This is a genomic window from Flavobacterium araucananum (assembly GCF_002222055.1).
Classification (GTDB): domain Bacteria; phylum Bacteroidota; class Bacteroidia; order Flavobacteriales; family Flavobacteriaceae; genus Flavobacterium; species Flavobacterium araucananum.
The window spans coordinates 96037-111669 of record NZ_MUGS01000021.1 but is presented as its reverse complement, the minus strand read 5'-3'; the positions used below and the strand labels follow the sequence as shown (position 1 = coordinate 111669).

Here is a 15633-nt window from a genome sequence, read left to right as displayed (position 1 = left end):
ACGAAAATTTTAAAAACAAATGCTTAAAGCCCAAAGCTTAAAGCCTAAAGCAATAAAATCATAATGAAAGGCGTATTATTAGTAAACTTAGGATCTCCCGAAAGTCCAACACCAAAAGATGTAAAACCATACTTAGACGAATTTTTAATGGATAAATACGTGATCGATGTTCCGTATTTATTAAGAGCTTTATTGGTTCGTGGTATTATTTTAAGAAAAAGACCAGAAGAATCAGCACATGCTTATGCAAAAATTTGGTGGGACGAAGGTTCTCCGTTGGTGGTGCTTTCTGAAAGAATGCAAAAGAAAGTGCAGCCTTTGGTAAATGTACCGGTTGCTCTGGCAATGCGTTACGGAAGCATGACGATCGAAAAAGGACTTCAGGAATTGCATGATAAAGGAGTTACCGAGGTATTACTTTTTCCTTTATATCCACAATATGCAATGGCTTCGACTTTGACTATTTTAGTAAAAGCCGAAGAAATTCGTAAAAAGAAATTCCCTCAAATGACTTTTACTGATGTTCCTGCGTTTTACAACAAACCGGATTATATCAGGAATCTGGCAGATTCGATTCAGAAACATTTAGTTGGTTATGATTACGATCATTTATTATTCTCGTACCACGGAATCCCGGAACGTCATATTCGTAAAACCGATGTAACAAAATCGCATTGCAAAATCGATGGGTCTTGTTGTAATACACCATCGCCGGCACATGATTTCTGTTACCGTCACCAATGTTACGAAACAACAAGACAAGTAGTAAAATTATTAGGACTTCCTGAAGATAAATACAGCTTAACTTTTCAGTCGCGTTTAGCGGGAGACAAATGGTTGGAGCCTTATACAGATGTTGAGATTGACAAAATGCCAGGAAAAGGAATCAAAAACCTTGCGGTTGTAACGCCAGCTTTTGTTTCAGATTGTTTAGAGACGCTGGAAGAAATCGCCATGCGTGCCAAAGAAGATTTCGAGAAAAACGGTGGTGGGAATTTCTTAGCAATCCCATGTTTGAACGATGATGACGAATGGTGCGAAACAGTAGGGAATTGGATTAACGAGTGGGCGAAATAGAACAAAGAATAAAGAATAAAGAACAAAGAATAAAGAAAATAGAACAAAGAAAATAGAGAGTAAAGAACAAAGACTTTATTAATGGAATATTATAATTATCTAAAATCACTGCACCTTATTTTTGTAATAACCTGGTTTGCCGGATTGTTTTATATCGTGCGTTTGTTTGTGTACCAAATAGAAGCCAACGAAAAACCATCTCCCGAAAAAGAAATTTTACAGGCACAATACAAGATAATGACCTATCGTTTGTGGTACATTATTACGTGGCCATCTGCAATTTTGGCAAGTATTTTTGCTTTTTGGATGTTGTTTTTTACAGATTTAGGAAACGCATGGCTAAAAATGCCGTGGATGCACGTAAAATTATGTTTCGTTTTCTTGTTGTATTTGTATCATGCAAAATGTCATCAAATATTTAAGCAATTACAAAACGACGAGGTAAAATATTCTAACAATTTTATGCGTTTATGGAATGAGGGCGCTACAATTATACTTTTTGCAGTAGTTTTTTTAGTAGTTTTAAAAAGTGCCATCAACTGGATTTTTGGCGTAATTGGAATCTTTTTATTCTCGATTATCATAATGCTTGGTTTTCGTTTTTATAAGCGTATTCGAGAGAAAAAATAAAAAAGGTTGCCACGAATTTCACAAATTAGCACGAATTATTTTGATCTTGTTTTGCCACAGATTGGACAGATTTTAATGATTTGAAAAATAAAAATCATGCTAATCTTTTTAATCTGTGGCAAAAAATAATTAGCGTAAATTCGTGTAATTAGTGGCAAAAACTAAAAAACTATGTTGAACAACTTCAAAATGTCGATGCTTTCATTGCGTGTTAGGATATTCCTTTCGATGATTGTATTGATTGTTGTGGCATCGTTTTTATTGGCTTCCATTTCGATTATTCAGTTCAAGAACGAAGCCAAAGAATACCATCAGGAACGTCTGGAGCGTAAAGAAAATGCCGTAAAAGAACACATTAACTATGTGCTTTCTACCACAACATATCCTCTAAAAACAGCCAATTTAGATTTAATTTTTAAAGATAAAATCCACGAATTGGCTCAGATTCACAAAATCGAAATCAATATTTACAGTCTCGACGGGAAACTATTAAAATCATCAAAAGAATCTTTTGCAGTAGATAAAGTAGCACCGCCAATTCCGGAATATATCCTGAAGCTCGTTCGTTCTTCTATCGAAAAGCGATTTGTAGATATTAAAACCATCGACGGAGTCAAAAACAGATCTTCGTATAGTTTGATAAAAGACGAAAAATTTAAACCACTTGGGATCTTAAATCTTCCGTATCTGGAAGACGACGGTTATTATGACAACGAATTAAACACCTTCCTGATTCGGTTAAGTCAGGTATATTCGTTTATGCTTGTTGTCGCTTTTGCTTTGGCATATTTCCTTTCGACCTATATTACAAAATCCTTAAAAACCATTTCAGATCGTTTAGAAGAAACCAATCTGGATCAGAAAAACGAGAAAATCGTACTAGAAGCCAATAGTAAGGAAGTCAACTTCCTGATAAAGGCGTATAACGGAATGGTCGATAAGCTAGAAACCAGTGCTGTAAAACTAGCCCAAAGTGAGCGTGAAGAAGCCTGGCGCGAAATGGCGAAACAAGTGGCACACGAAATTAAAAACCCGCTTACGCCAATGCGTTTGACGGTACAAAGTTTTCAGCGCAAGTTTGACCCGACAGCTCCGGACGTAAAGCAAAAATTAAACGATTATTCTGAAACGTTGATTCAGCAAATTGATACGATGACAGCTGTAGCATCGGCATTTTCGAATTTTGCCTCCATGCCGGCACAGCAAAACGAGACCCTGAATGTAGTTGAGGTTGTCGAATTGGCACTGGATATCTTCAACGAAGATTATATTGTTTTTGAAAGTGAAGAAGAGGAAATTATCTCAAAAATGGATCGTACACAACTGATCCGTGTCATTACCAACCTCGTTAAAAATGCAACTCAGGCCATCCCCGAAAGCCAATTTCATAAATCTATTTTGGTTACTGTAAAACGTACGAATAATAATGTGGAAATCGATGTAAAAGACAACGGCATCGGAATTCAGAAACTAGACATAAGCCGAATCTTTGAACCAAAATTCACCACCAAAACAAGTGGAATGGGACTTGGACTCGGAATTATAAAAAACATCATCGAAAATTACAAAGGAACAATTACCTTTGAATCAACATACGGAAAAGGAACCACTTTTAGAGTTTCTTTGCCCATAACAAACTCATAAACTAACGTCATGAACTACGAAAATCTTTTAATCTCAATTGAAGAAAAAATTGCAACCGTAAGCATTAACAGACCTACGAAGCTAAATGCTTTAAACAAAGCAACGATTAGCGATTTGAGTAAAGCCATAAAATTATTAGGAAAAAATGAGGAAGTCCGCGTAATTATATTGACAGGATTTGGTGAAAAGGCATTTGTTGCAGGAGCCGATATTTCAGAGTTTGCCAATTATACAATTGTCGAAGGGGCACAATTAGCTGCCGAAGGACAAGAAACCTTATTTGATTATATAGAGAATTTAAAGAAACCCGTAATTGCTGCCGTAAATGGTTTTGCACTAGGTGGCGGATTAGAACTGGCTATGGCGTGTCATTTTAGAGTAGCATCAGACAATGCCAAAATGGGATTGCCCGAAGTGAGTTTAGGATTGATTCCGGGTTACGGAGGAACACAACGTTTGCCACAACTAGTGGGCAAAGGTCGTGCTATGGAAATGATTATGACAGCCGCTATGATTTCTGCCGAAGAAGCCAAACAATACGGTTTAGTAAATCACGTAGTGCCTCAGGCTGAACTTTTGTCTTTTACAACTGTTATCGCTCAAAAAATTATTAAAAACGCCCCATTTGCGATTAGTAAAGCCATAAAAGCGATCAATGCCAATTTTACAGATGGCAAAAACGGATTTGATACCGAAATAAAATCATTCGGAAAATGTTTCGGAACTCAGGATTTTAAAGAAGGAACAACAGCATTTTTAGAAAAAAGAAAAGCTGAATTTACAGGAAAATAAGCTATACCAAAGAGTTGCACAAAGATTTCACAGAGAGTCGCAAAGAAAAAATTTAATACAAAGCATTGTGTAACTTTGTGAGATTTTTGCAGTAAAATAACAATACAGGGATACGAAAGGTAAAAACTTAGAACCTTAGTACCTTACAACCTTAGAACCTTAAAAAAATGTACGAACCAATATTTGCTCTTTTTTGCGAACGCGTTAAAGAAAGCATTCAAGCCGGCACTTTTGCTAAACTGACTTTAGCAAAAACGATCGGCGATACCGAGATCAAAAACATCTATTTTCGTTTGGCGATAAACGAAGACAATACCTGGTCAATTGCCTTAACAACCCGTTACAAAACCGAAGAAATCGAAAGCACCCATGCTTTAGATGAGGCCTTAATGGTATTAGGAACGTATATCAAAAATCCGTTTTTAACGGCTTTGTTGTTTACCACAGATAATGATGTGACATTCAAAGTAAACAAAAAGAACGCCGGAAGTATCATTGAGCAAGAACCAACATTCAAAAATGCTTCTCCGGTAATGCTGGAAATGATCGAGAAAGGAATTGTATAATTCTTATCATTAGTTTTAGGAGCTAATCCCGCTCCCGAAGCCCTCGTTTACTGAATTCGTTGCCATCAACGGATTGAAATCCGTTGCTACAATATAGTTCGTTCCTCCGGAACTTTTGAGAAAGAGCTTTAGGCTCGATTTATATTGTAGGGATGGATTTAATCTATTCAATTTATAATTACAGTTTATAAAATCTTAGTGACTCTCTGTGCAATTCTCTGCGAATCTCCGTGAAATAACCCTAAACTAACTTCACAAACAAATTCGAAGCGATTTTATTCGAGATTGATAATTCTCTGCCATTAACCTTGATTTTTACAGATAAATCAAAAGATTCTTTAGAGATAAATTCGATTTGAGAGCCCAAAGCAATTTCTTGTTTATCCAGATATTGCAGAAATTCAGACGAAGTGTCTTTTACACCCACGCAAACTCCGGTTTGATTTTCTATTAATTCAGAAAGCAAGTGTTTCTCGATTTTTACGATTCTTCCGTTGGCATCCGGAATTGGGTCACCATGCGGATCTTCGGTAGGATTTCCCAGAAAATCATCCAAACGATTAATCAGTTGTTCCGATTTGATATGCTCCAATTGTTCGGCAATATCGTGAACTTCATCCCAGGAGAAATTTAGTTTTTCAACCAAAAACACTTCCCATAAACGATGTTTTCTAACAATCATTTTTGCAGCCAGTTTACCATTTTCGGTCAAAGAAACGCCCTGATACTTTTTATAATGCACCAAATCTTTATCAGATAACTTTTTAAGCATATCCGTAACTGATGAAGCTTTGGTTTCCATCATTTCAGCAATAGCGTTCGTGCTTACTTCTGAATCATTAGAAGTAGTAAGATGATATATCGATTTAAGATAGTTTTCTTCTGAGAAAGTCATTTCTTTTATTTTTTGAGGTTCAAAGCGACAAAGGCGCAAAGGTTCAAAGTTTAAAATCTTTGTCCCTTTGAACCTCTGAACCTTTGTCCCTATTTCTTAACAATCAACAAAGGTATTGAAATTTTATGTCTCAATTTGTCTACGGTTGTACCAAACAAAATATCTTTTAAACCAGTGTGTCCGTGGGTTCCCATAACAAGTATATCAAAATTACCAAGGTTGATAATCTTTGCAATCACAGTGTTAGGTTTTCCAAAACCAAGTTCAGTTTCGATCCTGAATCCTTTTTGCGAAAGCATCTCTTTATATTCTAATAATAATTTTTCGTCGATTGTCGTTTCGTGATCGTCAACATGACCTCCATACATTAATGCACCAACGGTTTCTACGATGTGAATTAAAGTGTATTGCGCGTCGATTCCGCCTAATTCGAAAGCATTGTTAAGTGCAGCTTCATCAGCTTTAGAAAAGTCTACAGAAATCGCTATGTTTTTCTTGCCGTAAGTTTCTTTTGGCGTATAAACCAGTTTTAAATGATGTGGCGAATGATTCTCGATATTTGATTTTGCCCTTGCGATAAAAGGTTTTACAATGATATATAATAATAAGGCAAGAAACCCAAAGGCAAGTGGAACTACTGTTAACCACAAAATCGTTGGATGAGTAGAACTTGCAAGCCAGGAAGTAATTTCGTCATAAACTAACTTTGCATTAAGCGAAACAATGATCAAGGCAATAATCCAGGCTGCAATTTGAGTTGTTCTTGAAATATGAAACCCTTTCATTTTGGTTTTATCACTTACAAAGTGAATTAGCGGGATAATGGCAAAGCCCAATTGCAAACTCAAAATAACCTGACTTAAGATCAAAAGTTTTCCGGTTACACCTTCACCATAAATTAAAATTACGACAACGGCTGGAACAATGGCAATCAAACGGGTTATGATTCGGCGCACCCAAGGCTGAATCCTTAAATTCAGATATCCTTCCATTACAATTTGTCCGGCCAAGGTTCCCGTAACGGTCGAACTTTGTCCGGCAGCGATTAAGGCAACAGCAAATAATATTGGCGCCCATTTAGTTCCCAACAAAGGTTCAAGAAACTGATGTGCATCCTGAATTTCGGCAACTTCAAACATTCCGTTTCTGTAAAAAGTGGCTGCTGCCAAAATCAAAATGGCTGCATTTACAAAAAAGGCAAGATTTAAGGCGATGGTCGAATCAATAAGATTGTATTTCAAAGCCTGTTTGATTCCGGCAGGAGTACGATCGAATTTTCGGGTTTGTACTAAAGACGAATGCAGGTACAAGTTGTGTGGCATTACTGTAGCCCCAATAATCCCGATAGCAATATACAAAGCGGCAGAATTAGGCATTGACGGAATAAGTCCGTAAAGCACTTTGTCCAGTTCCGGTTCTGCAAAAATCATTTCAAAAATAAACGAGAACCCAATGATAGCCACCAGAACAATAATAAAAGCTTCCATTTTTCGGATTCCTTTATTAATTAAGAATAATAATAGAAAGGTATCCAGAACGGTAATTAAAACCCCTTCGATAAGCGGAATATCAAATAACAAATTGATACCAATTGCCATTCCTAAAACTTCGGCAAGATCACAGGCTGCAATAGCAATTTCTGCCAGAAAGTACAAAATATAGTTGATGAACTTAGAATAGGTTTCCCGGGAAGCCTGCGCCAAATCACGCTGTGTTACTATACCAAGACGGGCACTTAAACTTTGAAGCAGCAACGCCATTAAGTTGCTCATTAATAAAACCCAAAGCAATGAATAACCAAATTGGCTACCACCGGCAATATCTGTTGCCCAGTTTCCGGGATCCATATAACCAACGCTTACTAAATAGGCGGGACCTAAAAAGGCTAATATTTTTCTGAATCCTGTTTTTTTATGTTCTGTAGCAACCGATTGGTTTACCTCGTCTAAAGATCTAGTCATTGTAGTAATGTTGTTTTAACAAATATATATAAAAATTGTATTCGTAAAACAATATTTTTAGGCAAGTCTAAATCTTAATTGTTAGAATTTAAACAATTCGGACATAGTCCTGACAATGTAAAGTTTATATCGTTGACTTTATAATTGTGCGGAATAATGTAACTGGGCTTCACATTTTCAAGACAAGTTACTTCTAAACATTTCTCACAACTAAAATGAGCATGGTTATGTATGTGTACTCTTTGAGCATTATGATGACATTTTGCATACTTTACAGTTCCGTCCAGATTTACAATTTTATGAATAATATCGTCATTTACGAGTCGGTCAAGTATCCTGTATATCGTAACGCGATCGCATAAATCATTGATTTTTTTTTGAATTTCAGTATGAGACAAAGCGGTTTTAGATTTCTCAAAAATCTCTATAACCGCTGTCTTTGCTGCGGTGTTTCTTGTTGTTTTCATTTTTATTAAATTAAAAAACATTAACGCAACATTGTTGCGAATAAAATAAAACTATATATTTGCAACATAATTGCATTAAGCAAATGTACTGAAAATGAAGAAAACTACCTCATCCCTTTACGATATTTTAGGAATTTCGAGTGCGACCATTTGTTTGGTGCATTGTTTAGTTTTTCCGCTCTTAACTATCTTGCCTTTGGGTTTAAGTCACAATCCTTTTATCGATTTGCTTTTTGCTTCAATAGGCACATTTGCAATTTTTAAAATTATAAAAAAAACAAATCTTTTAGTAGCAAGTATTCTAATTATTTCGATGTCTTTGATCTGGATTAGTGTTTTATGCGAACTTTTTCTGGACATTCATCTCGATCTGATTTTTATTGGAGGTATCGGTATGATCCTTGGACATTTTTTAAATTATACAAATCACAAACCTTTACAACGATGAAAAAACTACCGGTTACTGTATTGAGCGGATTTCTTGGCGCAGGAAAAACAACGCTTCTCAATCATATTCTACACAATAAAGAAGGATTAAAAGTCGCAGTTATTGTCAATGATATGAGCGAAGTCAATATAGATGCCCAACTTATAAAAAATGAATTTACATTATCACGAACCGAAGAAAAATTGGTTGAAATGACCAATGGTTGCATTTGTTGCACTTTGCGGGAAGACTTAATGCTTGAAGTCGAAAAACTGGCACAAGAAGACAGGTTCGATTATTTGCTTATTGAAAGTACCGGTATTAGCGAACCCATTCCGGTAGCGCAAACTTTTTTGTTTGTAAATGAAGACGAAAACATTGATTTGTCCAGATTTAGCTATATCGATACAATGGTTACAGTTGTGGATAGTTTTAATTTCTTTAAAGATTTTGGCTCCGCTAAAACATTGCAGGAGCAAAACCTTTCAGATATTGAAAATGATAACCGAACAATAGTCAACCTTTTGGTCGATCAGGTAGAATTTGCCAATGTTATTATTTTGAATAAAACAGATCTTATCGCTCGAGAATCATTGAAAATGTTGAAAGCTTCGATTCAAAAGCTAAATCCGGTTGCAAAAATAATCACTTCGGTTTTAGGGAAAGTAAACCCGAACGAAATTATCCATACAGGTTTGTTCAATTATGAAGAAGCCGAAAATTCGGCAGGCTGGATTCGGGAATTAGAAGGTATTCACACACCCGAAACAGAAGAGTACGGAATAAGTTCTTTTGTGTTTCGGGATCCCAGACCTTTTCATCCCAATAGATTATGGAATTATATTTCATCTGATTTTCCGGCAAACATAATTCGAAGCAAAGGATTATTGTGGATGGCATCAAGACCACATCAAGCTATTAATTGGAGTCAGGCTGGGGGATCGATGAAAGCGGAAGGAGCCGGTGTCTGGTGGGCCAGTATGCCGTTAAGCGAGAGAATGACGTTTAATAATTTTGTGGAGTTTCAGGATGTAATAGAAGAACGATGGACTTCCAGGTTTGGCGACAGACTAAATGAATTGGTGTTTATTGGTCAGAAAATAAATGAAACTCAAATTCTTGCAGCACTTAACAAATGCCTTTGCACCGAGGATGAAATTATAGATTATCATAATGGTTTCTTCTCTGCAAAAGATCCTTTTCCTATTCCCGGAAATTAATATAAAACATAAAAACTATGATGTACAACAATACATACGACGTTATAATTATCGGTGGTAGTTACAGCGGACTTTCGGCAGCAATGAGTCTAGGGCGTTCTTTACGACACGTTTTGGTCATTGATAGCGGTTTGCCTTGCAACAGACAAACGCCGCATTCGCATAATTTCATTACGCACGATGGAGAGAAACCCGCTGTAATTTCGGCGAAAGCCAAAACTCAGGTTAAATTTTATGATTCGGTTAAATTCTATAACGGACTCGCTATTAGCGCTATTAAAACGGAATCTGGTTTTGAAATCGAAACCAGTTCCGGAAAAATTTTTACATCCGGAAAACTATTATTTGCAACAGGTGTAAAAGATTTATTGCCAAAAATTTCTGGTTTTGCTGAATGTTGGGGAATTTCGGTTTTGCATTGTCCGTATTGCCATGGTTATGAAGTAAAAAAAGAAAAGACCGAAATCGTAGCCAATGGCGATATGGGTTTTGAATTTTCTAAAATGATATCAAACTGGACTAAAGATTTAAGGTTGTTAACAAACGGAAAATCAACGCTAACAATTGAGCAAACTCAATTATTGAAACAACATAAAGTTGAAATTATTGAGGATGAAATCGAAAGTTTAGAACATGAAAACGGAAATATTCAGCAGATTTTCTTTAAAAATCAAACTAAAACGGTCGTTAAAGCCCTTTATTTTAAAGCTCCTTTTGAACAGCATTGTCCTTTACCCGAATCTTTAGGCTGCCAATTGACCGAAAATGGTTTGTTGAAAGTAGATGCTTTTCAGAAAACGACAATTCCGGGAGTTTTTGCGAGTGGCGATTGCCATATTCAGGCAAGATCTGTTGCATTGGCGGTTTCTTCCGGCTCTTTTGCCGGAGCAATGGTCAATAAAGAATTAATTGATGAGGTATTTGTTTAGCTTTTAAATTTAGGCGAGACATAGTTAATAGTGTCAAGGGTTCAAAAACGTGTTTCATTCTTTATGGGTTAAATCGTTTGGTATGTTTTAGAACCGGAACCATAAAATTCTATTCGTTAAAAATAAATGGTTTCACTCCGCTGGGGTTTAGAAATGGATTTTGGATTTTTCTATAAATATTGTGTCCTTCTGGGACTTTAATTATTAAAACTCCATCGGAGCATTATATTTATACCTAATCAGTATTTAATTTATGTCAAAGCTCCATCGCAGCGATATCAATGTGTCGAGACAAAATAGAAGCTACTTTTTATGGAGTCTTTTTTGTATAGCTCCTGGCTTCAGCTTGGGGAATAAGATTTAAGGTAAAATGGTTTTTGCTAAACCTATAAAAGTTGGCTAAAGCCCTTTTTGCTTCCTTTTATATTTTCATCCAGCTAAAACTGGACGCTATTCCCGGTTAATAAAGAATTTTGCGACTTATTTCTATGTGTTATACTATTCATAAAGCATTGAATTAAAATCAATTTTAAAGTTTTTAGCTTTAGAAACAATATTTATCAAATTTAATTTTTAGTTTTGTCTAAATTTAATTTTACAACGATGAAAAAACTTTTTTTGATATTGCTTTTATTTAGTTTACATATTTCGTTCGCACAAGAAACGACTTCTGTTTCGGGAGTTATTTCCGGCGAAGGCCATCAATTACATTTAGTGAATGTTCATTTAGTGGGCACAAAACAAAAAACGATTACCGATAGTTTAGGGTATTATAAATTTGAAAATGTTGCTTTTGGCAATTATACCATTCAGATTTCTCAAATAGGTTTTCAGACTTTGAAGAAGAAAATAGAAGTCATAAAAGACTCTGTCCAGTCTTATGATTTTGAATTAACCGATAATGAAAATCAACTTAACGAAGTTGTCGTTTCCGGAACTTTAAAAGCCGTAAAACGATTAGAAAGTGCTGTTCCGGTTGAGGTTTATTCACCTGTTTTTTTCAAGAAAAACCCAACTCCCAGTATTTATGAAGCACTTCAAAACATTAATGGCGTTCGGCCTCAACTCAATTGTGGTGTTTGTAACACAGGAGATATTCACATTAACGGACTGGAAGGCCCGTATACTTTGGTTTTAATTGACGGAATGCCAATTGTGAGCAGTCTCTCGACGGTTTATGGATTATCAGGAATCCCAAATTCACTCGTAGAGCGTATTGAAATCGTAAAAGGTCCGGCTTCTTCTCTTTACGGAAGTGAGGCTGTTGGAGGGTTAATCAATATTATAACGAAGAACCCAACAAACGCACCTTTGTTTTCGGCAGATGTTTTTTCGACTTCCTATTTAGAAACGAATGTTGACTTGGGAATGAAATTTAACCCGACTAAAAAAGCAACAACACTTTTGGGAATTAATTACTTCGATTACAATCAGGTGGTAGATAAGGATAAGGATGGTTTTACGGATGTGACACTTTCTCAAAGAATTTCGGTTTTTAATAAATGGAGTTTTCAAAGAGAGAATAATCGCTTATTTACGATTGCAGCACGCGGAATGTACGAAGATCGTTGGGGAGGAGATGTACGTTGGGAGAAAAAGTACCGAGGCGGAAACGAAATTTATGGCGAAAGTATTTATACCAAAAGAGGAGAGTTGATAGGGAGTTATCAATTGCCGTTTGAAGAAAAATTGATGCTTTCCTTTTCCGGAAATGTACATTATCAGGACAGTCGTTACGGAACAACGTCTTATATTGCAAATCAAAAAATAGGTTTCCTGCAACTTACCTGGGATAAAAAGATTGGTCGAAATGATTTTCTTGCCGGAATCGCCAATCGATATTCGTATTATGACGATAATACAACTGCCACAAAGGAAGCCGAAAGTACCTGGTTACCCGGAATATTTGTTCAGGACGAGATTACACTTTCTCCCAAAAGTCAGGTTTTGTTAGGCATGCGTTATGATTATAACTCGATTCATGGCTCGATATATACACCAAGGGTGGCCTATCGATGGAAGAAAAACGAAAATACTATTTTCCGTTTTAATGCCGGAACCGGATTTCGTGTTGTGAATTTATTTACAGAAGATCATGCGGCTCTTACCGGTTCGAGAGATGTTGTACTAAAAAGCAATTTAAAGCCCGAACAATCTGTAAATGCAAATCTGAATTATATTCAGAAAATAAACTTTACCAATGGAACTTTTATCGGCATAGAAACAACTGTTTTTTATACGCGCTTTAGCAATAAAATCATATCTGATTATGAAACCGATCCCAATAAAATTATCTACGACAACATCAACGGTTATGCCATAAGCCAGGGAATCAGCACCAATGTTGATGTTAATTTTCCAACGGGGTTAAAAATGATTTTGGGTGCTACGGTTTTGGATAATAAAAATGTCGAAAACGGAATTTCGCAAACTCCTTTTTTAACCGAGAAATTCACCGCCACCTGGAGTATTTCGTATAAAATAGAATCCCTGAATTTATTGTTGGATTATACCGGAAATGTTTACAGCCCAATGAAGTTGCCTTTGCTAAGTGATCTGGATCCAAGAAGTCCAAAGTCGCCTTGGTACAGCATCCAGAATATTCAGTTTACCTATTTTGGCTGGAAGAATTTTGAATTGTATGGCGGAGTAAAAAACTTATTGAACTTTACGCCAAAGCAAAATAATCCGTTTTTGATTTCCAGAACCAATGACCCTTTTGATAAAAAGGTACAATACGATGCCGCCGGAAAAGTGTTGGTCACTCCTGATAATCCTTACGGTTTAACTTTTGATACGACTTATGTTTACGGACAAAACCAAACAATTCGTGGTTTTTTTGGGTTAAGATATACGTTACGATAAAAGGTTAATGCCACAGATTTTACAGATTAAAATGATTTAAAAAAAAGGAGAAAAAATTTGCCACAAATTACACAAATTATCACGAATTTAATTAGTGTAAATTTGTGCAATTCGTGGCGAAAAAAATCATTTTAATCTGTGCAATCTGTGGCAAAAATGACAACAAATGAAAAAGCCAATTTTACTTATAATCTTCTTCGCATTTACTTCAACAGGATTTTGCCAATTAAAAAGCAGAACCTTTGAAGAAGTTGATAGTTTGCAACACATTCAAAAACGAAAAACAATCATTTTCATCCATACCGATTGGTGCCAATTTTGCCAAAGAATGAAACAAACGACTTTTAGAAATCCTGAAATCATCGAAAAACTGAATTCCAAATTCTATTTTGTAGATTTGAATGCCGAGGAAAAGCGAGATATTGTTTTTAATAATCAGACTTTTAAATACAAGCCTTCAGGAAATAATGTTGGTGTTCATGAATTGGCTTTGCAATTGGGTACAATTAAAAATCAAATTGTATATCCGGTTTTATGTGTTTTAAATGAGAAAAATGAAATCATTTTGCAATACAACAATTATTTAAACATAGAGGATTTTAAAGGTCTTTTAGAAAAATTAGAACAATAAAATTCCTATTTTTGAGAATGAATTCTTCGCAAATCCAACACTTCAATTACATCTTTACCGGATCGGGTTTATCTGCTTTGATGACCGTTTATAAAATGGTTTTGTCCGGAAATTTTTCCGATAAATCAATTTTATTATTAGACCAGGATTCTAAAAAGATAAATGACAGAACCTGGTGTTTTTGGGCGAAAGAAGATACGATTTGGGACTCGGTTATTTCTAAAAAATGGGATTTGGCTTTGTTTGCTAATGAAGATTTCAAACGGGATTTAGATCTCAAACCTTATCAGTACAATCAAATTAACGGATTAGAATTTTACAATTTTGTATTTGAAAAACTTTCAAAGCATCAAAACATCACTTTTTTAAATGAAAAAGTAACGGATATCAATGAGCTTGAAACTCATGTTTTTGTAGGGACGGAAAGTAACAGATATACCTGCGATTATTTATTCAATAGTATTTACACCAAAAATTTTGCTTTAAGTCAGGATAAGTATCCTGTTTTGCAACAGCACTTTACAGGTTGGTTTGTCAAAAGCGATGTTGAGGTATTCGATCTGGAAAAAGCTACTTTCATGGATTTTTCGGTAGAACAAAAAGGCAATACAAGATTTATGTATGTTTTGCCAACTTCTAAAACCGAAGCTTTGGTAGAGTATACCTTGTTTTCTGAGAACCTGCTTATTAAAGAAGAATATGAAAATGAGATTAAAATCTATTTAGAAAAACTCGGAATTAAGCAATATGAAATTGTCGAAAAGGAGCAGGGAAGTATCCCAATGACGTGCTTTCCTTTTTGGAAGAAAAACACTAAAAGAGTTTTAAATATTGGCACTGCCGGCGGATGGACAAAAGCAAGTACAGGGTATACATTTAGAAATTCGGATAAAAAATCAACTAAGTTGGTTGAATTTCTTTCCAATCCTTCGACTTCGCTCAGGATGACATCGTTTTATAATAAAAACAGATTTTGGTTTTACGATCTATTACTTTTAGATATTCTCTATCGTCATAATGAATTGGGAAGTATTATCTTTTCTTCGTTGTTCAAAAAAGGAAATCCGGTTTTAATCTTTAAATTTCTGGACGAAGAAACAACTTTGACCGAAGAACTTAAAGTAATTCTCAAGTGCCCGAAAGCACCATTTATAAAAGCATTGTTTCGGGTTTTATTCAAATAAAAAACGGTTACACAAATTTTACAGTGTACTACAGATTTTTTAAAGGCAAATAGTAAAAAATGGTGCGTTTATTTGCTTAAATTTGTTTGATAAGCCTATAATTGCATTAACGTCATTTTAGGATGATGCCTACCAGCAGATCACAAGAACTACAGAACATTAATGCTTTCTTATATTCCTAAACTTCTAAGCCATATTGTTTTACAGGTAATTTTAGATAGCTTTTCTTTTTATTAAATGTAATTCGTATTCAACTTTCTTCTTTATTATACTTTCCTGAATTAGAAATACTTTCAAAAGTGTTTGTCTGGTTCTTCAATTTATTTTCGTTTATACGTAATACAG

General features: G+C 35.3%; 14 protein-coding genes. 11 read left to right on the top strand and 3 right to left on the bottom strand.

Going from position 1 to position 15633, the window contains the following annotated elements:
* Positions 1-63: 63 nt before the first annotated feature.
* From hemH to B0A64_RS12780, 5 genes are all read left to right on the top strand, one after another.
* Positions 64-1077, top strand: a complete 1014-nt coding sequence (gene hemH, locus B0A64_RS12800; protein ID WP_089479910.1) for a ferrochelatase — start codon at positions 64-66, stop codon at positions 1075-1077.
* Positions 1078-1158: 81 nt separating this feature from the next.
* Positions 1159-1707: a CopD family protein gene (locus B0A64_RS12795; protein WP_089479909.1), complete on the top strand. Its 549-nt coding sequence runs from the start codon at positions 1159-1161 to the stop codon at positions 1705-1707.
* A 228-nt stretch (positions 1708-1935) separates the two neighbouring features.
* Entirely contained in the window at positions 1936-3351 is a 1416-nt protein-coding gene (locus tag B0A64_RS12790) for an ATP-binding protein (protein ID WP_089479908.1), read from the top strand.
* A gap of 9 nt (positions 3352-3360) precedes the next feature.
* Positions 3361-4143, top strand: coding sequence for an enoyl-CoA hydratase/isomerase family protein (locus B0A64_RS12785; RefSeq protein WP_089479907.1), 783 nt, complete (start codon positions 3361-3363; stop codon positions 4141-4143).
* Positions 4144-4310: 167 nt separating this feature from the next.
* Entirely contained in the window at positions 4311-4709 is a 399-nt protein-coding gene (locus tag B0A64_RS12780; RefSeq protein WP_089479906.1) for a hypothetical protein, read from the top strand.
* A 241-nt stretch (positions 4710-4950) separates the two neighbouring features.
* Here the strand turns inward: B0A64_RS12780 and B0A64_RS12775 are convergent, their stop codons facing one another.
* The 3 genes from B0A64_RS12775 to B0A64_RS12765 all read right to left on the bottom strand — a co-directional run bounded on the left by B0A64_RS12775 (position 4951) and on the right by B0A64_RS12765 (position 8032).
* Positions 4951-5604: a metal-dependent transcriptional regulator gene (locus B0A64_RS12775; RefSeq protein ID WP_089479905.1), complete on the bottom strand. Its 654-nt coding sequence runs from the start codon at positions 5602-5604 to the stop codon at positions 4951-4953.
* Positions 5605-5693: 89 nt separating this feature from the next.
* Positions 5694-7565, bottom strand: coding sequence for an Nramp family divalent metal transporter (locus B0A64_RS12770; RefSeq protein WP_089479904.1), 1872 nt, complete (start codon positions 7563-7565; stop codon positions 5694-5696).
* 74 nt (positions 7566-7639) lie between these two features.
* Positions 7640-8032 (bottom strand): Fur family transcriptional regulator, encoded by a 393-nt coding sequence (locus B0A64_RS12765; protein ID WP_089479976.1) that lies wholly within the window; start codon positions 8030-8032, stop codon positions 7640-7642.
* 94 nt (positions 8033-8126) lie between these two features.
* Here B0A64_RS12765 and B0A64_RS12760 point away from each other — a divergent pair, with 94 nt between their 5' ends.
* The 6 genes from B0A64_RS12760 to B0A64_RS12735 all read left to right on the top strand — a co-directional run bounded on the left by B0A64_RS12760 (position 8127) and on the right by B0A64_RS12735 (position 15288).
* Positions 8127-8480, top strand: a complete 354-nt coding sequence (locus B0A64_RS12760; RefSeq protein WP_089479903.1) for a MerC domain-containing protein — start codon at positions 8127-8129, stop codon at positions 8478-8480.
* Positions 8477-9679, top strand: coding sequence for a GTP-binding protein (locus B0A64_RS12755; RefSeq protein ID WP_089479902.1), 1203 nt, complete (start codon positions 8477-8479; stop codon positions 9677-9679). The genes B0A64_RS12760 and B0A64_RS12755 overlap by 4 nt, the downstream gene beginning before the upstream one ends.
* 20 nt (positions 9680-9699) lie before the next feature.
* Positions 9700-10608: an NAD(P)/FAD-dependent oxidoreductase gene (locus tag B0A64_RS12750; RefSeq protein ID WP_208863536.1), complete on the top strand. Its 909-nt coding sequence runs from the start codon at positions 9700-9702 to the stop codon at positions 10606-10608.
* Between the two features lie 603 nt (positions 10609-11211).
* On the top strand, positions 11212-13473 hold the full coding sequence (locus B0A64_RS12745) for a TonB-dependent receptor (protein WP_089479900.1): 2262 nt from the start codon (positions 11212-11214) through the stop codon (positions 13471-13473).
* Between the two features lie 166 nt (positions 13474-13639).
* Entirely contained in the window at positions 13640-14104 is a 465-nt protein-coding gene (locus B0A64_RS12740; protein WP_089479899.1) for a thioredoxin family protein, read from the top strand.
* 17 nt (positions 14105-14121) lie between these two features.
* Complete coding sequence (locus tag B0A64_RS12735; RefSeq protein WP_089479898.1) at positions 14122-15288, top strand: lycopene cyclase family protein; 1167 nt, start codon at positions 14122-14124, stop codon at positions 15286-15288.
* The last annotated feature ends 345 nt before the right edge of the window (positions 15289-15633 follow it).

Excerpts from the sequence above, each read along its gene's own strand:
- B0A64_RS12740 (WP_089479899.1), top strand. The coding sequence starts at position 13,640 with ATGAAAAAGCCAATTTTACTTATAATCTTCTTCGCATTTACTTCAACA.
- B0A64_RS12760 (WP_089479903.1), top strand. The coding sequence starts at position 8,127 with ATGAAGAAAACTACCTCATCCCTTTACGATATTTTAGGAATTTCGAGT.
- B0A64_RS12770 (WP_089479904.1), bottom strand. The coding sequence starts at position 7,565 with ATGACTAGATCTTTAGACGAGGTAAACCAATCGGTTGCTACAGAACAT.
- B0A64_RS12745 (WP_089479900.1), top strand. The coding sequence starts at position 11,212 with ATGAAAAAACTTTTTTTGATATTGCTTTTATTTAGTTTACATATTTCG.
- B0A64_RS12780 (WP_089479906.1), top strand. The coding sequence starts at position 4,311 with ATGTACGAACCAATATTTGCTCTTTTTTGCGAACGCGTTAAAGAAAGC.
- B0A64_RS12795 (WP_089479909.1), top strand. The coding sequence starts at position 1,159 with ATGGAATATTATAATTATCTAAAATCACTGCACCTTATTTTTGTAATA.
- B0A64_RS12775 (WP_089479905.1), bottom strand. The coding sequence starts at position 5,604 with ATGACTTTCTCAGAAGAAAACTATCTTAAATCGATATATCATCTTACT.
- B0A64_RS12765 (WP_089479976.1), bottom strand. The coding sequence starts at position 8,032 with ATGAAAACAACAAGAAACACCGCAGCAAAGACAGCGGTTATAGAGATT.
- hemH (WP_089479910.1), top strand. The coding sequence starts at position 64 with ATGAAAGGCGTATTATTAGTAAACTTAGGATCTCCCGAAAGTCCAACA.
- B0A64_RS12785 (WP_089479907.1), top strand. The coding sequence starts at position 3,361 with ATGAACTACGAAAATCTTTTAATCTCAATTGAAGAAAAAATTGCAACC.
- B0A64_RS12755 (WP_089479902.1), top strand. The coding sequence starts at position 8,477 with ATGAAAAAACTACCGGTTACTGTATTGAGCGGATTTCTTGGCGCAGGA.
- B0A64_RS12735 (WP_089479898.1), top strand. The coding sequence starts at position 14,122 with ATGAATTCTTCGCAAATCCAACACTTCAATTACATCTTTACCGGATCG.
- B0A64_RS12790 (WP_089479908.1), top strand. The coding sequence starts at position 1,936 with ATGATTGTATTGATTGTTGTGGCATCGTTTTTATTGGCTTCCATTTCG.
- B0A64_RS12750 (WP_208863536.1), top strand. The coding sequence starts at position 9,700 with ATGTACAACAATACATACGACGTTATAATTATCGGTGGTAGTTACAGC.